The 21,129-nt window shown below is 57.4% G+C and carries 18 protein-coding genes; all 18 read right to left on the bottom strand.

Annotation, left to right across the window (positions count from 1 at the left end):
- Positions 1-13: 13 nt before the first annotated feature.
- The 18 genes from KW841_RS04815 to KW841_RS04730 all read right to left on the bottom strand — a co-directional run bounded on the left by KW841_RS04815 (position 14) and on the right by KW841_RS04730 (position 20,820).
- The gene (locus KW841_RS04815) at positions 14-1,432 is read right to left on the bottom strand and encodes an oligosaccharide flippase family protein (protein WP_218474026.1); all 1,419 of its coding nucleotides are present in this window, start codon (positions 1,430-1,432) and stop codon (positions 14-16) included.
- Between the two features lie 13 nt (positions 1,433-1,445).
- Positions 1,446-2,399, bottom strand: a complete 954-nt coding sequence (locus tag KW841_RS04810; RefSeq protein WP_218474024.1) for a glycosyltransferase family 2 protein — start codon at positions 2,397-2,399, stop codon at positions 1,446-1,448.
- Positions 2,393-3,712: an O-antigen ligase gene (locus tag KW841_RS04805; RefSeq protein WP_218474022.1), complete on the bottom strand. Its 1,320-nt coding sequence runs from the start codon at positions 3,710-3,712 to the stop codon at positions 2,393-2,395. The genes KW841_RS04810 and KW841_RS04805 overlap by 7 nt, the downstream gene beginning before the upstream one ends.
- Positions 3,709-4,821 carry a glycosyltransferase gene (locus tag KW841_RS04800; RefSeq protein ID WP_218474020.1) on the bottom strand — a complete coding sequence of 371 codons (1,113 nt, stop codon included), beginning with the start codon at positions 4,819-4,821 and terminating at the stop codon, positions 3,709-3,711. The genes KW841_RS04805 and KW841_RS04800 overlap by 4 nt, the downstream gene beginning before the upstream one ends.
- Positions 4,818-5,888, bottom strand: coding sequence for a glycosyltransferase (locus KW841_RS04795; RefSeq protein ID WP_218474018.1), 1,071 nt, complete (start codon positions 5,886-5,888; stop codon positions 4,818-4,820). Before KW841_RS04795 ends, KW841_RS04800 begins: the two co-directional genes overlap by 4 nt.
- A 16-nt stretch (positions 5,889-5,904) precedes the next feature.
- Positions 5,905-6,612 (bottom strand): WecB/TagA/CpsF family glycosyltransferase, encoded by a 708-nt coding sequence (locus KW841_RS04790; protein ID WP_218474015.1) that lies wholly within the window; start codon positions 6,610-6,612, stop codon positions 5,905-5,907.
- Complete coding sequence (locus KW841_RS04785; protein WP_218474012.1) at positions 6,609-7,970, bottom strand: UDP-glucose/GDP-mannose dehydrogenase family protein; 1,362 nt, start codon at positions 7,968-7,970, stop codon at positions 6,609-6,611. The genes KW841_RS04790 and KW841_RS04785 overlap by 4 nt, the downstream gene beginning before the upstream one ends.
- A gap of 47 nt (positions 7,971-8,017) precedes the next feature.
- Positions 8,018-9,409 carry an undecaprenyl-phosphate glucose phosphotransferase gene (locus tag KW841_RS04780; RefSeq protein ID WP_218474009.1) on the bottom strand — a complete coding sequence of 464 codons (1,392 nt, stop codon included), beginning with the start codon at positions 9,407-9,409 and terminating at the stop codon, positions 8,018-8,020.
- A gap of 144 nt (positions 9,410-9,553) precedes the next feature.
- Positions 9,554-11,869, bottom strand: coding sequence for a Wzz/FepE/Etk N-terminal domain-containing protein (locus KW841_RS04775; protein WP_218474005.1), 2,316 nt, complete (start codon positions 11,867-11,869; stop codon positions 9,554-9,556).
- A 2-nt stretch (positions 11,870-11,871) separates the two neighbouring features.
- Positions 11,872-12,405: a polysaccharide biosynthesis/export family protein gene (locus KW841_RS04770; RefSeq protein WP_218474003.1), complete on the bottom strand. Its 534-nt coding sequence runs from the start codon at positions 12,403-12,405 to the stop codon at positions 11,872-11,874.
- A 12-nt stretch (positions 12,406-12,417) separates the two neighbouring features.
- Entirely contained in the window at positions 12,418-13,578 is a 1,161-nt protein-coding gene (locus tag KW841_RS04765) for an outer membrane beta-barrel protein (protein ID WP_218474000.1), read from the bottom strand.
- Positions 13,579-13,630: 52 nt separating this feature from the next.
- Positions 13,631-14,149 (bottom strand): transcription/translation regulatory transformer protein RfaH, encoded by a 519-nt coding sequence (gene rfaH, locus KW841_RS04760; RefSeq protein ID WP_104448212.1) that lies wholly within the window; start codon positions 14,147-14,149, stop codon positions 13,631-13,633.
- 859 nt (positions 14,150-15,008) lie between these two features.
- A complete protein-coding gene (locus tag KW841_RS04755) occupies positions 15,009-15,509 on the bottom strand; it encodes an outer membrane beta-barrel protein (RefSeq protein ID WP_218473997.1) in 501 nt (166 codons plus the stop codon).
- Between the two features lie 70 nt (positions 15,510-15,579).
- On the bottom strand, positions 15,580-17,175 hold the full coding sequence (locus KW841_RS04750) for an EAL domain-containing protein (RefSeq protein ID WP_218473995.1): 1,596 nt from the start codon (positions 17,173-17,175) through the stop codon (positions 15,580-15,582).
- 240 nt (positions 17,176-17,415) lie between these two features.
- Entirely contained in the window at positions 17,416-18,432 is a 1,017-nt protein-coding gene (locus KW841_RS04745; RefSeq protein ID WP_218473993.1) for a helix-turn-helix domain-containing protein, read from the bottom strand.
- A gap of 105 nt (positions 18,433-18,537) precedes the next feature.
- Positions 18,538-18,870 (bottom strand): hypothetical protein, encoded by a 333-nt coding sequence (locus KW841_RS04740; RefSeq protein ID WP_218473991.1) that lies wholly within the window; start codon positions 18,868-18,870, stop codon positions 18,538-18,540.
- 649 nt (positions 18,871-19,519) lie between these two features.
- Positions 19,520-20,002, bottom strand: coding sequence for a hypothetical protein (locus tag KW841_RS04735; RefSeq protein WP_218473988.1), 483 nt, complete (start codon positions 20,000-20,002; stop codon positions 19,520-19,522).
- A complete protein-coding gene (locus KW841_RS04730; protein WP_218473986.1) occupies positions 19,999-20,820 on the bottom strand; it encodes a winged helix-turn-helix domain-containing protein in 822 nt (273 codons plus the stop codon). Before KW841_RS04730 ends, KW841_RS04735 begins: the two co-directional genes overlap by 4 nt.
- Positions 20,821-21,129: the final 309 nt, after the last annotated feature.

The raw sequence follows: 21,129 nt of genomic DNA, 5'->3' as shown, positions 1-21,129 counted from the left end.
GAAGAAATCAGGGTCAGCGAGCGGTGAAAACCAACTTGAATTCTTGCGGCCAGCGCGGGTGCAGCACGCTGTAGGCCAGCGCATAGGTCAGGGCACCGATGGCGATGCTGCAGGCCAGGTGCGAGAAGCCTTGCAAGGCCAGGTGCGGGGAAACCGAGAACACCGTGACCGCCATGACCAGCGAGGCGATCACGCTGCGGTAGCCGGACTCGAAGAACGCGCCCCAGCCGTATCCGATGGCAGTGTTCAGCCCGCGGATCTGCAACGGCGTGATGAGCAACATGCGCACCAGCAAGGCCAGGGCAGCGCCCATGCCGCCATAGGTCGGGCCCAGCAGATAAACCAGCCCGAGGGCGAGCAGGGTGGTGGTCACCTCCGCCTTGAGGGTGACGCGGGTGTGGTTGACCGCCACCAGTGCCGTGGTGGCGTACATGGCAAGGTTGCCCAGGGCGGCGGTGATCGCCAGCACTTGCAGCATGGGAATGGCGTCGGCCCACTTGGCGCCGAAGATCAACAGGACGATATCCTCGGCCGTCAGCGCAATTCCCAGGAAAAACGGCGTGAGCAGAAAACCGCTGATCGCCGTCGAATCACTGATGATCCCGATCAGTCGCGGCCGGTCGCTGCTGCGCCGGGCGAACACCGGCAAGGCATAGCTCATCAGACCGTTGTAGATCGCCGAACGGGGCAGGTCGATGATGCGCATGGCCAGATTGAACATGCCCACCACATGGGCCCCGGCGGTCATGCCCAGTACCACGGTGACGCCACGTTGCAGGGTTTGTGTGGTCAGCGCGTTGATGGCCACCGGGGTTCCGGTCTTGAGCAGTTCCCGCAGGAAAGGCCCGTCAATGCAAAAAGCGATGCGCCGCCTGTCCCCGTTCATCAGCACCACGACGCAGACAAATTCCATGATCAGCGCCTGCGCGATCACTGCCCACGGACCGAACCCCCAGAGCGCCACGACAATCCCGCCGGCGCCGCCGACGATTTTCCCCAGCAGCGTGCGCGACGCCAGTCGCTTGAAATTGCTGGTGCGGCGCATTTGCACGACATACACCCGCGCCATCATGGTGAAGAGGATTTTCACCGAGGCCACCGCTGTCATCCACTGCAGTGCCGGCGAGGGTGTGTACAGCATCGCGGCCAGCGAGATGACGACGATGGATGCGAGGCTGATCAGCACGGCAAACCAGAACGCAGTACTGATGTGCCTGTCCTCCAGGCGCTCGGCCCGGACCAGTGGATCTTCCAGCACCGATGAATAAAGCAGCCCGACCATTTCCACAATCGCGATGATCACCGTGCCCACGCCCAATTCCGTAGGCGTGAGCAACCTCGCGTAGACGACAAAGGTGATCATCGACAGGAAAATCAGGCCGAATTTCTCGGTGAAGATCCAGAGCAGGGTAACCAGGCGATGGTTGGCCATGTTAGGCACCGGTTCAATGAGCGGTGGTTGACTCGGCGGTCCGGCCCAGGGCTCTGACGCACGCATAGAGATAGCGCAAGGTCGGTTTGCCCCGGTTGAAAATCAGCGCCTGCCAGGAGTGCGCCAGCATGCGCCGGTACACGGTGATCACCTCGGCATGCTCGCCGCAGCGGGAAAAGGCACCGAGGAAATCCGCATGGTTGCCCAGCACGAAATCGATCCGCTGTTGCGGGCTCAATTGCGCGCCATAACGGGCGAGGAACAGTTCGATGAACCTGAGCTTGTGCGGGTAGTATTTTTTCGGCTGGGCGGTGACGTTGCCGTCGTTGACCGTCCGCCACACGAGGATTTGCGGCACCGTGTGGATTTCCCAGTGTTCGGCGATCCGGGCCCACATCATCCGGTCTTCGGAATAACGCAGACTGGTTTCGAAGCCACCGAGTTGCGTGAGCACATCGCGGCGGATCAGCACGGCGGAAACGCCATTGACGATGTTGCAACGGATGAAGTCGTAAAAATGCATGCCGTTCTTGTAGCGATCTTCCGCAAGCCGGGTGCCGTCGCTGTAATCAATCATCACGTTGCAGTCGATCAGCCCCACCGGCCGTCCCTGGCGGAGCAGGTCGTCATACAGCGCCAGTTGCTTTTCGAGCTTGTGCGGATGCCATTGGTCGTCGGCATCGAGAAACGCCACCAGGGTTGCTTCCGTGTGCCGCAGGCCATGATTGCGGGCGCTGGCCGGGCCCTCATTGGCTTGATGCAGCAGCGTCAGGCGAAACGGCGCCGCAAAATCCTTGACCCGTTGCGGCCCGTCATCGCTGGAACCATCGTCGATGACGATGACGTGATCGGGCAACCGGGTCTGGCCGGTCAACGAGGCCAGCGTCTGCTCGATGCTGTCGGCACCGTTGAACATCGGGATCACGACGCACACTGAATGCTCTGAAGCAGGGTTTTGCTCTAGCACGAGGTTTTCTCCTTGGAGTACGCCTTCGCCGGCCCGGGCGCGCGGGCCAGGCCTGTTGCCGGTGACTGTTGCGGGCGAGTGGCGTGAGCGGGCCGAAACGACAGGGCCAGGATGCAGAACACCAGGAACTCGGCGCTGCGATAGTTGGGAATCACATACGCCACGTAGTTGGTCATGACGAACAGCCCAATGATCACCAGGGCACAGGTGCGCACCTGGGCCGACTGTTCGGACGTGATTGACCGGTATTGCTTGATCAGCGCCTGGGCAAACAGCAGGATCAACGCCGTCAGTTGAATCACGCCGCCGTTGAGCAGGGTTTCCAGGTAACCGCTGTGGGCGTTGCCGATATAGCCCCAGCGCTTGATGAAAATCTCGGCATCATCACTGCCCCAGAATGCTCCGTATCCGTAGCCCTTGAGGAATTTGTCATCGATGAATGGCGAGAGCAGTTCCCAGATCAGCGTGCGGTCGGTGAGTGACGAGTCCCGCCCGAGCAGGTCCAGCAACAAGGTGTAGTTGCCGTACAAAAACACGCAAATCAAGGCATAAACCAGTGTGGCGCCAAAGAACGCCATCATCGAACGGTTGACGCGTAACCGCACCAGGGTCAGGAAATACCAGTAGCTCGCCGCGCCGGCCACGATCAAGGCAATTGCGGTGGCGGACTGGGCCAGGCCGATGGCTATCAGCGAGAACAGTGCATACAGGATGGCCAGCGGGTTGCGTTGCCTGATCGTCGGCAGCAACAACAGGATGCCGACGGCATTGATCCGCGCGCCGGCGTTTTTCTCGGCAAAGATCCCTTTGAAGGCCCCGTCACGAATACCGCCGGCGATGAAGGCGATATCGGGCCTGATCACGGCGAAAATCAACCCCATCAAGGCTATCGCACCGATGAGACAACCGAGCATGAAGGCGATTCTTTCGATGCGGTAGTTGTAGACAATGAACCCGGCGAAGGACACCACACTGAGCATCGCGATATAGCGCTTGAAGCTCAGCATCGGATCGTCGGACCAGAAGATCGACGCCGCCACGCAGATCAGGAACGCGAGCAAAAAGAAGTTGCCGCGGTAAAAGCTTTTGCTCAGGAACACCTTGTGGCGCACGAACAGGAACAACGGCACCAGCAAGGTGATCAGGCCGCACACCTGGTTGAGCACGTTGCCTTCGAGGTCTTTTGCGACATCGTCGATGTCGACCGCATTGCCCAGGCCGAGAAAAAACGACGTCACCTGGAAGTAAAACAGCAGGCCAAACAGTGTGAAGGCATCGCGCAGCGTAGAAAACCTGACTTCCAGCTTGTTCATGACGACTGCCTCCCAAGCAGTGCGGCGAGGTAGGTCTGCACGGCGCGGCTGCTCATGAACCGTGCGGCGGCATCAATGCGTGTCTGGCGGTGCCGATCCCTCGGCTGGGCCAGTTCGATGCCGATGGCCTGGGCCAGTGCTTGCGGGTCATCGACGTTCACCAGCGGCGCCACTGCGCCGTCTTCGAGAATGTCCTGCGGGCCATAGGGGCAGCGGGTCGAGACCACCGGCGTGCCGGTGGACAGGGCTTCGACCAGGGCGTTGGGGCTGCCCTCGAAACGCGACGACAAGACATAACAATCGGCGGCGGCCACTTGGGCCATGGGGTCGTCGGCATAACCCGGCAAATCGAAACGGTCCGCCAGGCCGAGGCGCGCGGCTTGTGTAAGCAGGTCGTCCCTGAGTGCTCCCTCGCCGAAAATGATCAGCCGGGCGTTGCGCACCGGTAGGCGGGCAAACGCCTCGATCAGGGTGTCAAAACCCTTCTGCGGTGCCAGGCGTCCCACGGCGACAATCACCGGGGAGGTCTTTTCCTGAAGCCAGCGATGCGTCGGGCAGCCCGGTGGTTTGTCGCGAAAGTCATTGTCCAGTACCGGATTGTCGGCAATGGTGACGTCCTGCGTGCGGGCAACCGTGGTCTCGACCAGATCCTGGGCCACGCCGCGCGAGACACAAATCACCGGGTTGGGGATCAGCCGATACAGCAGCGGTGCCAACCAATAGGCCAGGCGTACGCGCAAAGAAGGATTGACGTGTTTATCCCGGGAAAACGCATTGCGCTCGCTGACGTGCAACCGTGCCAGCGTCCCCGACAGTGCGGCGGCGGCAATGGCCACCACGTTGACGTGGGTGAGGGCGGCCAGTTGTGCGTCGAAGTGGTTCTGGCGCAGAAAACCGGCCAGCGCCGGCACCGCGCTGGCGCTGCGGGCGCTGCGCAATTCCACCTGTTTGACTCGAGGGTCGACCAGCGCCACGTTGACTCCGCCACCGGTGAGCATCAGCAACGTCACATCATTGCCGGCGTCGACCAGCGCACCGGCCAGGCGCGCCATCATTTTCTCGGCCCCGCCTGCGCTGAGGTCGTGCAGGATGATCAGCAGGCGTTTCATTGAGCCCACACCGCGTAGTAAGCGTGCGCGGCGTGCACGCTGGTGTACGGACGCACGGTGCGGGACATCGATCTTGCGCTGTGCGCCCTCAGGTACAGGCTTTGCTGTAGCGCTTGCGCCAGGTCTGGCACATCGTTGACTTTCACCAGTTGGCCAAGGCGCCCATTATCCAGCAGCTCCCTAGGGCCGGAGGGACAGTCGCTGGCGAGCACGGGTGTTCCGAGCGCCATCGCCTCGATCAACACAGTGGGCTGACCTTCGAATAAAGAGCTGAGGATCAACAAGCGTGCATGGCGGATCTGCGGGTAGGGGTTGTGCAGGTGACCGGTAAAGTGCACCCGGTCGGCGATGCCCAGTTGCCGTGCCTGAGCGGTCAGTGCCTCGCGCTGCGGGCCGTCACCGACAATCACCAGATCGGGAACGTCCGGGTTGTGGATCACCAGGGCATAGGCCTGGAGCAACAGATGAAAACCCTTGAACTCGACCAGGCGGCCCACGCCGATCCAGTAGTCATGGGGCATGTCCTGGGGCAGTGGCGCCCGAGAGGCAATGTGCAGTTGTTCGTTGACCACCGCATTGGGGCAGTAGCGGATGCGTTCGCGTCCCCAGGGCATCAGACGGGCAATGGCTTGATGCAGGCCATGGGAGACCGTCACCACCTTGCCGCTGCCACACAGGTACAAGGCGTAGAGCAGGCGCAGGCTGTGCACACCGGTTTTCTGTTCCGCGCAATCGAGGGCCGTGTGCCGGGTGTAGATGACCTGGCATCGGGTGCCGAGGGTGGCAACCCAGGTACAGAGGTTGGCTTGCTCCTTGGCGCTGATCAGGTGAGTCACGCCTTCATGGCGAATGATCCCGCGCAGCAGCACAATCGACTTGATCAGGCCCAGGAGCCCGGTACCGCCGCCGCCGATGATTTGCGCGCCCTCTACATCCGGTGTTTCGCCGTTCATGACGAAAAAACTCACGCGCTGCCCATCCTTGAGAAACTGCCCGGCCAACAGTTGCTGGACGCGCTCGACACCGCCACCGAGCTTGAAGTCCTTGAGAGTGAACATAATGTGCATGGCCATTCTCCGGCGCTCAGGGCGCAGTGATGTTGATCGCGACTTTGTGGCGCAGAATCATCGCCGCCAGTTGCAAAAAGTTTTTCGGGTAGTCGATCGCGTAACGCCTGATCGTGTGCGGCTCGCGGTACATGCGATAGAAGGCCCGCAAGTGCAGACGATTGATTGCTTCGGGGTAATAGACACCGTTGGCCATGGCTTCCTGGCGAATGAAACCGCCGCAGGTAAACGCCACACCGGTGAAGCCGGCATTCAGTGCGCTTAGCGCGAAGCGCTCCTGCAACCCGGCGCCCAGGCCCACGATCAGGACGTTGGCCCGACCCAGGCGAATGTCCGCCTGGATTGCCGACAGCTGTGGGGCATCGAAGTAACCGTTGTGGTAACCGGCAATCGGCAGCCGTGGGTAGCGAGCGTGCAATTTGCAGATGAACAGTTCCAGTTCGTTTTGCGTTGCGCCGACGATGTACACCCGCTTGCCCTGTTTTTCGGCATCGCTGAACACGGGGCCGGCAATCGAAGTGAAGTCGAAACTGACCCGGTCGATGGTTCGTCCGGTGACTTGCGACATGAAACTCGACATCAGCATGCCGTCGCAAAAGTAGGCAATGGCGTCAGGCGGGTGCTGGAAAAAACTGCCGATCGACGCGAAGTTGATAAAGGAAAACGCCTTGTTGGTCTCGAGCATGGCCGGCGAATACTGGCCGATCAAATCCAGCCGGATCATGGCCTGTCTCCCGGTGGCATCCGCAGTGAAGGTGGCGGGCGGCCCACCGACACATAGGTGAAGCCGCGTTTGCTCAAGCGCTGCGGGTCGTACAGGTTGCGCCCATCGAAGATCAGCGGTTGCTTGAGTTGTGTGGCCAGCAGTTCGAAGTCCGGTGCACGGAAGGCTTGCCATTCGGTAACGATGACCAGCGCATCGGCATTTTTCAGCGCCGCTTCCTTGGTGCCGGCCAGGGTCAGGTCATCGCGGGCGCCGTACAGGCGCTGGGTTTCTTCCATGGCTTTGGGGTCGAACGCCTGAACGCTGGCTCCGGCTCGCCACAAGGCCTCCATCAGCACACGGCTGGGCGCCTCGCGCATGTCGTCGGTGTTGGGCTTGAAGCTCAGGCCCCACAGGGCGAAGGTCTTGCCGTGCAGCGCGCCGTTGAAATGCGCATGGATCTTGTGGAACAGCGTGGCTTTCTGTTCGTTGTTGCGTGATTCCACGGCCTTGAGCACGCGTGCATCAAAATCGAGACTGTTGGCGGTATGGATCAGCGCTTTCACGTCCTTGGGAAAGCACGAGCCGCCGTAGCCGACACCGGGGTATATGAATTGGTACCCGATGCGCGGGTCCGAGCCAATGCCGTGGCGGACCATCTCTATATCGGCGCCCAGTCGCTCGGCGAGATTGGCCATTTCGTTCATGAAGCTGATCTTGGTCGCCAGCATGCAGTTGGCCGCGTACTTGCTCAGTTCGGCGCTGCGGATGTCCATCACGATGATTTTTTCGCGATTGCGATTGAAGGGCTCGTACAACTCACGCATGACGTCTTCAGCGCAGGGGCTGTCGGTGCCGATGATGATGCGGTCCGGGCGCATGCAGTCTTCTACCGCGCAACCTTCCTTGAGAAACTCCGGATTGGAGACCACGTCGAATGTCAGGTCGCTGCGATTGTTGTCGGCCAGCACCTGGGCGATGCGCGCCCGCACCAAATCGCCTGTGCCCACCGGTACGGTGGATTTGTTTACGATGGTTTGATGGCGTTGCATGTGTAAACCGATGGTCTGGGCCACGCTCAGGACGTATTGCAAATCGGCCGAGCCGTCTTCGTCGGGCGGCGTACCGACGGCGATCAACTGCACATCACCGTGTTGCACGGCACCGGCGAGGTCGGTGCTGAACTGCAGGCGACCGCTTTTATGATTGTCCCGAACCAGGGCTTCCAGACCCGGCTCATAAATCGGCAGCGTGCCCTCATTCAGCGCCTGGACCTTGTCGGCGTCGACGTCCACGCACATCACGGTGTGACCGACCTCGGCCAGTGCCGCACCTTGTACAAGTCCTACATAGCCAATGCCAAATACACTCACATTCATGGGAAACCCTCAGGTTTCGTGGGGCCGATCCAGGACCGGGCACGAGGTCAGTAGATGTTTTTCGAGAACAGGGTGAAGGGCGTCTTGAGCAGAATCTTGATGTCCAGCCACAGCGACCAGTGATTGATGTAGTTGAGGTCCTGGGCAACCCGCAGCTGCATCTTTTCCAGGGTTTCGGTTTCGCCTCGGTGGCCGGTGATTTGCGCCAGTCCGGTGATGCCTGGCTTGAGGCGATGGCGGGCCATGTAGGCGCGGACTTTGCCGGTGTAGTAGATGTTGTGCGTCACCGCATGGGGGCGCGGGCCGACCAGGGCCATTTGCCCGAAAAGCACGTTGAACAGTTGCGGCAGTTCGTCGATGGAGCTACGGCGCAGAAAGCGTCCTAGGGGTGTGATGCGATCATCGTTCCGGGTGGCCTGGCGGACTTCGCCGTCGTCGTGAACGCGCATCGACCGGAACTTCCACACCATGATCACCTGGCCGTCGCAGCCGTGGCGGTTCTGCTTGAACAAGACCGGCCCCGGCGATGTCAGCTTGACCGCCAGCGCCACACACACCAGCAACGGGCTGAGCAGCATCAGGGCCACGGCGGCCAGGATGCGTTCGAACAGGTCCTTGCAAAACAGGCTGCCGGGGTGGGAGGTGATCAGGCTTTCATTGAGGTAGATGGCGGGCATTCGCTCGATCTCCGAGATCGAGTGGTTGAGCAACACCATGCTGCCGAAATCGGGAATCCAGACCACGTCGACGTTCATGTCCAGCAAGTCGATGTACAGCGCCTCGATGGTCGCGGCTTCCGCCATCGGCAACACGATGTAGACCCGGCGCACCTCCATGCGCGTGATGAGTTCGCGTATGTCATCGACGTGACCCAGCAGCGGCAGGATGCTTGGGGCAGGGCCATGATGTTCCTTCGCGGCTATGAACCCCAGCAGTAGCGCGCGGTTGGGGCTGCTCAGTTTCTTGGCCAGCTCATGGGCGGTCGGACAGGTGCCGATGATCACCGAGCGACGCTCGTTGAAGACTATCCGCGAGTACAGCCGGGCAAAGTAGTGCAAGGGCAGGAAGCTGGCGGCCTGGATGAGGAAGCCGGCGACGGCCCAGACGATGATGACCTGTCTCGAAAACAGGGCGCTGGTCTGGGTGACGAAGGCAATGCTGATCAGCACCGACAGCAAGATCAGCCAGCCGGCCAGCAGACGACTGAGCCCGACCAACAGGCCATGACGCTTGTGGTAGACCTGCATGAGGCTGTAGATCGGCACCGAACCGAGGACAGTCAGGATTATCAGGACGCGGTACTCGGGGGTCAGGCTGCCGACGCGCATCTGTACCAGCAGCATCAGCAACAGGTTGACCAGCGTCATCGCACTCAACCACTGGCCCCAGAAAGTCACGCCCCGGCGGTGCGCCATTTGAGCGGTAAGTATCGGAGTCATGGGCTCGATCTCCAGACATGGGGAGTCATTCGAAGCCGTATCGGACGGCCCGGCTTCAATGCGCACAAGGGTGATGAGTTAGCGCAGCTACGGCTGCTGCCCGATGTTATCGGGGGAGTTTCGGGGGGGAGCTACCGGGGCTGGTTACCGTGGGGCGAAGTCATAGTCGTAGAAGGATTTGGAGTGGCTGTTGCCGTACTTGCGCGCCTTGCGCAGGTCGACCTGGTTGAGCACCACGCCAAACACTGGCGCATGGTTCTGTTGCAGCATCGCCAGGCTTTTTTGCACCTGGTCGATCGGCGTGCTCTGGGCTTTGACCACATAGATCACTGCATCGGAATGCTTGGCCAGCAATAGCGCATCACTGACCATCTCGGCGGGTGGAGAATCGATGATGATGTGCCGGTAGCGCGACTTGAGCACGTCGAGCATGCGTGCCACCCGCGGCGAACTGAGCAGATCCTGCGCGGGTGGCTGGCGCAGCGTGTCGAGCGGATCGTACGGCGAAGGCAGGCGAGGGGTGTCGAACAGGTCCAGCGCGGGCGGTGAGACACTCCCGGACGGCAGCATATCGAGATTGCCCACGGTGCGAATGCAGTCTTCGAGGCGGGCGGTCCCGGCGATCACGTTGGCGAAACCCGGGCTGTCCGGCGGAAAGTCGAAGTTCAGCGACAAGGTCGGCTGGCGCAGATCGGCATCGATCAACAGCACCCGCTCCAGTGGCGCCAGCGAGGAGGCGAGGTTATTGGCGATGGTGCTTTTGCCCTCTCCCGGTACGGTCGAGGTGACCAGCACCACCTGCGAAGGTGCCTCGGTACTTTGCAGCATCAGCCAGGTTCGCAGATTGCGAATGGTTTCAGAGAACCGCGGGTTGTCGTTGTCTTCGAACAGCCGCGCCAGTTGCCGGCGACTTTTTTTCATGACCAGCGGCACCACGCTCAGCAACGGCACGTTGAGAATGCTTTCGATGCTTTCGTCGGTCCTGAAGGTATTGCTCAGGGTTTCGAACAGGAAGGCCAGCGCGACGCCGATGATCGACGCAACCACCGCGACAATCGCCACAATCAGGGTTTTATGCGGCTTGCTGGGTTCTACCGGGGTGATCGCCGGATCGACGACGCGGGCCTTGGCAGAGTCCATGTCGGAGGTGGCGGCGGTTTCCTTCAGGCGAGTCACGAACGTTTCGTACAGTGCACGGGAGCTGTCGACTTCCCGTTGGTACTCGCGCAGTTGGAACTCTTTACGTGCAATGTTCTGGATCTGCGCCTTGTTGGTGTTGAAGGATTTCTGCAGGGCACCTTCGCTGGCCACCGCCAGTTGATACTGTCGCTCGATGCCGGCCACCACTTGCTGCACTTGCAGGCGCAGGCTGGTTTGCGCCGTACGCAACTCCGATTGAGCGGAGATCAACGCCGGGTGTTTGGAACCATATCGTCCGGAAAGCTCCTCGACCTTGGCTTGTGCCTTGGCCACCTCCGCCTGAAACTGCTGGATCAACGGGTTGCTCAATACCGCCGGCACACTGGACAACCGGCTTATGTCGCCATTGCTCAACGACTGGGCCTGGCGGAACTGGCTCTCGGCTTCCGCGCGATTGCGCCGTGCATCGATCATGCGGTTTCCGGTCATTTGCAGCTCGTTGGCGCTGATCGTTGCCACGCCGTCGACGTCCACCAGGCCTTGCTCTTCCCGATAAGCTTGCAGTTTGTCCTCGGCGGCACGCAAGTTGCTGCGTAACTCGACCAGGCGGGTGTTCATCCAGTTGGTGGTGGTTTGCGAGGACTTCAGGCTGGTGTCGAGCTGGCTGTCGATGTAACCCTGGGCCAGCGCGTTGGCGGCCGCCGCCGCGAGATCAGGGTCGGGTAACTCGACGGCAATTTCGATCAGTTGGCTCTTGCCGACAAACTTGACCGTGGTGTGCAGCATCAGGTTCTGGGTGACGTCATTGAATATGTCTTGCTCTGTGGGCGCGGGTTTCTCCGGAGGCAAATAGGCCAGCCAGGGCAGCCATTGACCGGCATTGAGATCGCTCAACCATTGACGAGGCTTGAACCAGTTTTGCGTTTGCTGGCGCGGATCGGTAACCGGGTGGGTGGTGAGACTGAGTTTCTTCACCACCCGTTCCGCCAGATCCCGCGATTGCAGGAGCGCTTGCTGGGTCTGCAGATAATCTGCGGTCGTCGATGCACCGGAGTCGGAGACTTGCTGGAAGGTCAGCACCGGTGGGGTCTTTTCCTTGATCAGCAGCGTGGTGCTGCCCAGGTACTGGGGCGTGATGAAGGACAATACCGCCACCGCAAGGGCGCAACAAAGCACCACAAACCAGGCGATGTTCCATTTGGCGTACCAGATGACTCTCCACAGTTTGAGCAGATCAATGGTGTCCGACTCTTCGGCGTGCTGCGGATGCAGATGCGCCTGGAGCGGACGTTCGACGTAGGTGCTAGGGCTGTTGTCCATGATTAGAAAAAGCCTTGTGCAATGGAAATGGTGTCACCGGGGGATATAACGGTGGTCTTGGAAATGTTGTCTTCGAGCGGTGGACCGCCGTCGCCGCGCAGGATGGTCACGCGTTTCATCGAGGCGCGTTCGGTCAGGCCGCCGCCCAGGGCAATGGCTTTTTCCAGGGTCAGGCCGGGCACGAAGGCGTAGCTGCCGGGTTTCTGCACTTCGCCATTGATGTAGAAAGGGCGGTATTCGATCTGGCTGATGCTGACTTTCGGGTCGACCAGGTAGCCTTGTTTGAGCCCGTCGACGATCCTTCTCTCAACCTGGTTCGGGGTCAGGCCCTTGGCGACGATTTCACCCAGGAACGGGTAGGAAAACGTCCCGGCATCGTTGAGTCGGACTTTCTTGATGCTCAATTCGGGCTCCCCGAACACGGTGATGCGCAACACATCACCGGCGGCCAGTTTGTAATCGGTGATGGGGTCTGCTGCATAGGAGAGGGGAGCGAGCAACAGCCATAACAACAAACCAAACAGGCGCGAGTTCATATGCATGTCCTCCTACAGGCTGACGTTGAAACCGAGCTGAAACACATTGCGCAAGAAGCTTTCGTTGTCGGCATCGGAGTTGTTATCGCGCAATCGATAACCCAACTCGATGTCCAGCCAGCGACGCATCTGGTAGATCACCGCAAGGTTGTAGTCTTGAAGCTTGTCGGTGCGGTTTTCACCCTCGTAGACTTTGTGCCCGTAACCGGCCTGCGCGACGGTGCTGATCCGTTCGGTCCAGCCGTGGCGCCAGCCAATCTGGGTGAAGGTTGCCTTGACGGCGTCTGAACCATCGTCACCTTCGGCCAGGGCCTGGCGGGCGAGGAAAGTGAAGGTCGAGTAGGTGCGGGGTTTCCACTGCAGATCGATTTGCCAGGTCGGGTTGTCCAGGTCCTTGGACGTGCTTTCATCGAAGTTCTTGCGCTCATAACCGATACGGACCTTGCCGGTCGTGCGTGCAGTGATGTCCCACTCTGCACCGGTAAGCACCGCGTCGGATTTACTGCTGCGCGGGCTGTTGGACTGCAAGTAGTCGAAGCGGGTGTGGTCGTATTCCAGCAAGCCACGGGTGTTGCTGCCGATGCGGTGATACCAGGTCGTGGTCAAACCGGTGGTGTTGCGTTCTTTGTCGTCGTTGACGCCGTCGGCATTGTCGTAGCGCAGTTGCGCGTAGTTGGCGCCGACGTCTATCTGGTTGGCGGCGCTTTTGGCGCCGTAGGTATAGACGCCCCCCACGCGTTTGTTATTGATCTTGTCGTTGACGCCTTCGACGGCGGTGTCGGTCGTGCGCTCGAACTTGCGGTACTCGGCCTCGAGCTTCAGGCGGTGGCGGTCGGTGAATTCCATGATGCTGTCGGCCCGCAGGCGCTGCGAGGTGCTCGATGCATCGGACTCCGAATGATAAATGTAGCGTGTCGGTTGCCAGATGATGCGGGTGGCGCTGTTGCGGTCTTCAGCCTTGAGTTCGAAGGAGGGCGCAATTCTGGTCACCATCGAAGACTGGACGTTGTGCTCGACCTCCCGAATGTTGTCGTCGTAACTTTCCGTCAAGCCGAAAGTGGGGATGAACTGGAATCCGTAAACATCAATGGATTGCGGGACAATACTCCAGGCAATGCCGGGATACAGGGAGGCCAGGAACAGAGCAAAAGGGCAATGCGACTTGAGGGGCATATTGTTTTTCCCGAAAAGTAAACAAGCCAGGCTGTTGTTGGTTTTGTCGTTGCTAACGTTGGCGCTCGAGATAGCTGAGCGGGACGCAGACATGCTGCTGTCTGTTCAAGAACTGTAGCAGGAGCATGACCCGTTCAGCGCCGAGCATGGACAGGAACACGCCTTCGAGCGGCGCCAGCGGGCCGTGGACGATTTGCAGCATTTCCCCGGGCTCGATTGTCTTGCAGGTTTGCAATTGATCCAGCGATTGAATGCTGCGCACGCGCAAGTGCTCGATGATCTCGTCGGACACCTCTGCGGGGACATGGTTGAATTCAACGATACGGCTGACGCCGCGAGTAGAGCGTATGGGTGCCCAGTGATCACGGGGACTCAGCTGTATGAAGAGGTACCCTGGAAACAGGGACTCCAGCATCCGGTGGCGCTTGCCGCGAACCAGGCGTTCACTCACGTGTTGAGGGCGAAACGTGACGTAGTCTTGTTGCAACAGGTTGAGCTGGGCTCTTTCGTCCTGACGGGGTTTGCATTGCAGCAGATACCAATGAGCGCCGTTGGGGCTATTAGTCAGCATTCTGTTGAACTCCGTACATAGCTTGTTATTGAGCACGGTAGACCCGAGAAGAGGGGGGAGTCCGTCGTGCCGGCTAGTAGGTAGTAGGCCTATCTGGCTTATTAAGAATTAATACCAAAAACTGCATGTTTTTTATTGTCGGCTTAATGTGTTTCAGAAGTGAGCGTATATGTGTTTCAAGTGTGAATCAGTTCGGCGGTGTGCATGTAGAGTTGGGAGTGGAATAAATACCATTCAACTTTCTCTGGCTCAAAGCTACCGCACGGTCGGCACTTGGCGTCCTGTATACAAAGGTGTTTCAGATGTTGTCCAGAACCTGCGGATATATATCCACATGGTTAGGTATAGTTATCGTCCTCTCTAAGCGGTCTGTCAAAATATAAGAAGTCAAAAAGCATACCTTTTATCTGTTTGTGAGTGTGTCGACCCTAATTCATTGTTTTTATTGATGAATTATGTTTTGTCGGGAAGATTAAACTTTCGCTCGCGTAGAGGGTCACCGGGGTGGCTCATTATTTAGTTGAAAGGGGGTGGTTTATTTGTCAGATAATCAACTTCGCTCGTTGCCTGTGGCATTTTTTTTGTATGTTTAGCGCACTTTTGGTGCGTGGCTTGTGAGCGGGTTGTATAAGAGCCCCATAATGTTTCATTCGTTCAGGGGTGGTTGCTGTTTGATTGTGATTTGAAATGTGTCAGAACTTGAGTGTGTCGCTATTTCTTTACACGCTGTAGTTACAAGAGTCTCGATACATTATCAGCCGCAGAGTGTGCGAAGTAATAGCGGGGTCAGGTTGGGCGGGGGACGAGCGTTGCGCAGAGTGCGTCGAGCGACCGGCAAGGTCGCTCGGTTGCCGCGGTGTTAAAAAAGCATGTAGGCGGATGCGGTCGTCTGATTCAGGTCGATCTCTCCGACCTCCAGGACTTCGTATTCCGCGCGCAGGCCGATGTTGCGAAAGACATCGAACTCCACGCCGACACCGTAGGTCAGGTCAACCCCGGTGTCGTCGTCGGTGGCATTGCCGTCGGCGTCCCAGGCATGGGCACCGACACTGCCGAACAACCGCAACCGATCACCCAGCGGAAAGCCGACATGGGCGGCAGCCTGAGCCGACTTGCCGTCGAAATCGATGTTCTTGTCCTTGAATTGACCGAGATCGACGTAGGCACCTTCGAAGGCCAGGTAGCTGTTGACGCGATAGCCTGCATAAACTTTGTAGCTGGTGTCCTCGTCGTCCAGTCGGGATTCTTCGGTCTGGATGCTGCTTACGCCAGCTCCAAGATACAAACCTTTGTCATCAGCGAGCGCCTGGAAAGACAGCAGCGATAGCAGTGAAGCGAAGCCAAGGTTTCGAAGTAGCATGTGTAGTGGAGTCCTTGTACAGGTTTGTCAGGTGTTAGGGTTCGGCGAGCATTTGAGGGGCCAAGAGGGGTTAATAGAAGTCATTGATTGATATTTTCGGGTCGTTAGGCGGGTTGTTTGCCGGGCATTGAAAGTAGCGCCTTGCCAGTGCCTGGGCAGGCAGCGCTTTGGAGAACAACCAGCCTTGTGCCAACAGGACGCCCTCTGCAACCAGATGCGGCAGTTGCTCCGCAGTCTCGACACCTTCGGCCACGACCTTGAGTCTTAGCGACCTGGCCAGCTGGGCAATGTGTCGCCACAGGGCATCCTCCGCTGCGATCTTGTCGCCGGCGATGAACGAGCGATCTATTTTCAGAATGTCGAAAGGCACTGAATCGAGGAGCGAGAGGTTGGAATAGCCGATGCCGAAGTCGTCCACGGCGATGCGGTGACCGCACGCCCGAAGCCGGCGCAATTGCATGGCGGCAGGCTTCTGGTCGAGCATGGTTCTTTCGGTGATTTCAAAGGCCATGGCTGACACAGGCATGTTGTAGGTTGCCAGCACGCTGGCCACATAGTCTGGAAAGTCCGGGTCCTGAATATCCTGGGCGGACAGATTGACCGTAATGTAGAAATCCTTGCACGCCCAAAGGTAAGTGCTGTAATCCTCCGCTACTTGTCGAATCACCGAACGCGTCAGTTTACAGATCAGGTCAGACTTCTCCGCCTGCGCAATGAAAACGTCCGCAGGCACAGGGGTGCCGTTGTCGCTCCAGTGAGACAGTGATTCGGCGCCAACCAGATAACCCGTCGTCAAATTGACGATGGGCTGATAGTGAACGCCCAGCGTGTTGGCTTTCAGGGCTTTGCGAAGTCGTACGGCGGTAGAGGTGCAATGCCGTTGGATACACCTTGCGAGCAACAGCAGCGCTGCGAACACGCACGCAAGGCCAATGAATAATTTGAATTTGAGACCTGTCAGGTAACTCGACGGAAGCGAAATGACCGAGATGAGTTCGTTTCGGTTGCCTGCAAAGGCGATGAGGACCTTGTCTGCCGAGGCAACCAGTTCTTCAAGGTGGAACGGCTTCAGCATCTGCAGGGGCTTGAGGCCGGTCGAGGCAATGGGTACTGCGCCGCCGGGGCCGATGAGGTCGAGTTGCAGGTCCTCGGGAAACTTCAAGTTGTCGAGCAGGATCTTCTTGTTTGCCCAGACGTAGGTCGACTGTTCCGACACGATGATAAAGTCGGTGTCCGCAGAAACGGCGTGCCCGGAATCGACCCAATAGGTTCGCTTTCCAACGGAGAACTTGCGCTTCTCATTACCGGCCAGTATCGACGGGAGTTCTTGTCCATAGGAGGAGCAGATCTTGCCGTTTGGCAACTGGATTGCCGCTTGATCAACAAATCGCCGGTCTTTGACCAGGTCGGCCAGTTGTGAATACTGCCCGACGGAGCACTCCTGACCTGAGCGATCAAGATCGCCGAGGGCTTCCAGTACCTTGTCGATCTGCGCATTGGGCTCCACTTGAGCCGCACGCAGGTCGGCATAAACGTTACTCAACTTCCGTGCAATGACTGACTCCGCCAAACCTCCGGCACAGAACCATGCGGCCCAACCCGCTGCAGCAATCAGACATACAGTGATTGCGTGCCTTCCAAATAACGCTTTATATACGGAAATCATCGAAAACCCCGAGGTATCATTATTTCACTGTGCACCTTGCAGTCGCGAGTTAAACCTCTTCAGTACCAGTCAATGACCCAGGCCAATAAGATGCCGCTGACATAGGCGGTCATGCACAGCATGATTTTCTGCTTGAGTGGCAGCGTGTTTATTCGATGAAGCATGCTTATCTCCTTGAGTGGGAAAACAAGCAATTGTCGGCATCCAGGGTTAATCAACGGAAATTATTAATCCTCATTTTCAGGAGGTTGATGGAAACGTGCCAACGACCTGATTGTATAGGGATGAGGTGATGTTCCTGGGCCTGGCCGAGTTGCGCCTGGCCGTTTCTGACGGTGTCTCTCCGTAAGCAGTCTGATAGGCCTTGGAAAAACGGCCCAGATGATGAAAGTTCCAGAACATCGCGGTTTCCGTCACGGTGGGCCATGTTTTATTGATCAGGTCGCGGCGGGCACTGGCGAGTCTCAGATTTCTGATATAGGCGATTGGCGACATCCCGAATGTCTCGATAAAGCCAAAATGCAGGGTGCGGGTGGTCGTCTCAAGTTGCCTTACGAGTGACTTGATGGTGAGCGTTTTTTTGATATTGTCATGAATGTACTCGATGGCTTCTATCGCCACCTTGCGTCTGGTCGGGACTTTACGGCTGAAGCCGCCAGCGGGGGTCAAAGATTGCAATACAGACGCAAGTACCGCAGTTTCAATCGTTGAGCGCTCTGCTTCAGCGTACTGTGGCGAGGCAGCGTCAGTGATGTCGACACAGCAAGCACTGATGGCTTGAATGGCAGACTGTATGAATTGAAAGTTATCAACCTGGTAGCTGTGTTTTGTTCTGTTCGCCAGTATGTCTTTGACAGGGTGAAGTTGGCGGCACCGGGCATAGTGCTCCAGTGTTGTGGTAATGGTGAACAGTGTTTCATTCGGTTCGCAGGTGTAATGCACCGATTCGTCGCTGTGCAAAACGATGATTTCGTCAGGCCGTAGTTTGTGATTGTTCACGACGGGACGGCCAATCGGGGCCTGCGAAATAGCGAATGTGACGAATCCGGCGGGGACAGAACTGACCAGGGTGACGGATGAGTCGAACTCGAGGCGACTGCACTGCAGTTCAGGGCTGTGAAAGAGCCTATGTTGCCGGATGCGCGCCTCGTGCTCGGTCGGGATAAGGCTCATTTCCCAGTTGCCTATGGTTCTGTTCAGTTGGCTTGGCAGGGCAGAAGACAAATGAAAGATTTCATCGGGAGGTGCGATACTCATGAAATTGAAAGCTCACCTGTTAAATGATTAGGATCAGGCAATGACTGTCCGTGGGACGATGACGGTCACATGCCGGATGAAGGTCTAGACGCGTCGGGAGGATTGTCAGATCCCCCGGATTATTTCCAGTTCCGCTGAAAACGCGTAATTGCTGTGCGATGGTGAGTCGTCCAACGGCTGTACGTTGCGCGGGTCAACCATCGGACTGAAGATTTTCGATTGGGGTTTCATCGGGTCAATGGCTGACGCTGTAAAGGAATAAAAGTCGTCAACACGGTAACCCGTTTTTACCTGATAGCCAGTTTTCACAGAATCCGCAGCCTTCTTGTTGGTTTCGACACTCGTCAATTTTGTACTGTAGATGCCCTTGTCGTCGGCCATGGCCTTGAGAGAAAGCAATAAACCAAACGACACGGTGACGAAGTTTTTCAGTAGCATCGAGGCGATTTCCTTATTTACAGTTTATTCAGGCAGAACCTAGTGTCAGCTGTATCTCTGCCACGACGTGGTCTGTAAATAATCTCACCCCGACTGCGCCTTCCAAAGTCAATAACTCATATTTTCCAGGTTGTCAGAAGAGGCAATCGCCGCTTGCGACGGCGAATGCTGCGCTGTTCAAAGTAATATGAGCGAGGTGGCGTAACTCATTCCGGTATCACTTTGTGGCGGAGTAGGGAGGGTGGAATCAGTGTCCTGCTCGTCCGTATGATACTCATTCTCACTATGGATTTTCAGATGCGATAGTGTCTGAGTGTCATCCGGGCTTGTTTGAATTTCATAATATTCAATGGTCGTGCTTTCGACGGCGTGCTCGTCGTTCGCTAACGAACAAAATGGCAGGGCAGACAGAAATATAACCGCCAGGCATCCGAAGGTCGTCGATTTATTGCTTCGCAGGAAATGCATTGTTTTCACTTGATTCCCCTGTGTAGGGCATTGTCCCGGACGAGAATCAAGCAGGCTCGATTCCAGAGATTATTGGCGGGGGATTTTTTTCCGGGACGCCATCTGATTCAAGTCAATAACTGTTATTTTTATTTGAAGTGATTTTCTGATATGAGCCTGTGCCAGACGAGTGCGGGGTCAATTAATGGTTCATGCAGCGCAAACGGCCAAGATCATGTATGTAAAAGCACACGGCGTTTTTGTTCTGTGTGGGGATCAATTCGTAGTTCAAGATGGCACCTTCTTGCAAGACGTATTGGCGTCTGAAGAATAGGTCAGGGGTCTTTTCAATGGCAAAGAGTTCATTGTCCTGGCTGAGTTTGACGTTACTGATTTTGATCTGAACCTGCGATTTACTTTCACTGATTATATTTGCCGATATGGTTGCATTGCGGATTTTCCCATTCAGGCTTTCCAGCGTGGTCCCGGTGAGTCGACCATGCCCGATAGTGAGATACTCTTCGGTGTTGAGTTGATTGAGATCTTCCAGCCATTGCCGGGCCTTGGTCTGATAGCTGGTATTTTCCATGTAGTGCGAAGGAGAATAAAAAAAGGAAAAAATGCACAGCGCATTGATCAAGGCGATAATCGGCCAGTGAACCGCTTGCGGAATTTCAAACTTCATAAGGTGACTTCCAAGCATTGACGAATCATCATGGCGAGGTCTCTTTCGCTGCTGTTTAATTGTAGATTTGCAGTGCTTAGATCCGGGCGAATGCACGAAACGGAATAGTTGGTTTTGTACAGGTTGATCCAGACTTGCCCCTTCAGGTTGGGTGGAAGCTGTTCGGATTGCTTGGCAGACAGCTCCAGCAACGCTTGTGCCTCGGCAAGATCATTGCCTACGGCGTGGATGATCAGTCCATTCTTGTCGACGCTGGAAATTTCAATTTTTGGCGCGTCGAAGTCGAACTGAAAGACAGTCAAGGCCACGACTGCCAGGGTAACGATATAAGCGATCAATTGGGCCTTGGTAATGCGGGTGGATTTTTCGGTTTTGCTCGAGGACGCCAGCGACTCATCGCGATCCGGTGGCGGTCGTTGTCCAGGAGTGGCTGCCGGTGGCTGCACAGCTTCTTCTGAAGGGGCCGGGACGTCGGCTGCTGCATCGACGACAAAGTGCCGGTTGAAGCAATATCCCCGGCGAGGAACAGTCATCAGGATTTCGTGATCGCGACTGTCATTCAAAATGTTTCGTAGTGAGAAAACGGTTTGATTCAAACTGCCGGAAGCAACCACGCGGTCATTCCAGGTGTAGTCGATGATTTCATCGCGGCTTTTAGTGACACCTGGCTCCATCAGCAGCAGGTCCAATAGACGCGATTCGGCTCTGCCTAGCGTGGAATTCTGTACATCTCCATGGGGTGTTGTAAGGGTGAGCATGGCGCTGTCCGGGTCGAATATCGCCACGGCGCCATTTTTCAACTTGAAGGTGTAGCTCATAGAAATCTTCCGATCAGGCGTGCTGGCCTGAGTATAGGGGCCGGATTTGGCTCGGTACATTCGGGACTGGGAGATGAAATGGATGAGGACCAGGCGCAAGGCGCGCTGTGGTGCCTTTACGATGCGGGACCGGCTCGGTTCAGGAGCGCGGGGTGCGGTAAACAGCCCTGCCTGTCAGCGGTATCAGTTGAACCAAACAAAGGAAAAGCATTGTTGGATGCCCCATGGTTTTTGATTTTGACAGCGCGAATGATGCTTTGAATGGATGTTCTGCGCTATCCGAAAACTGCAAGCTCGGGCGGGTGAGTT

Origin of the sequence: Pseudomonas sp. PDM28, from assembly GCF_019219115.1 — a bacterium.
GTDB lineage: Bacteria > Pseudomonadota > Gammaproteobacteria > Pseudomonadales > Pseudomonadaceae > Aquipseudomonas > Aquipseudomonas laurylsulfatiphila.
Note: the sequence above shows the minus strand (reverse complement) of the source record. Positions and strands in the feature narration are given on the sequence as shown.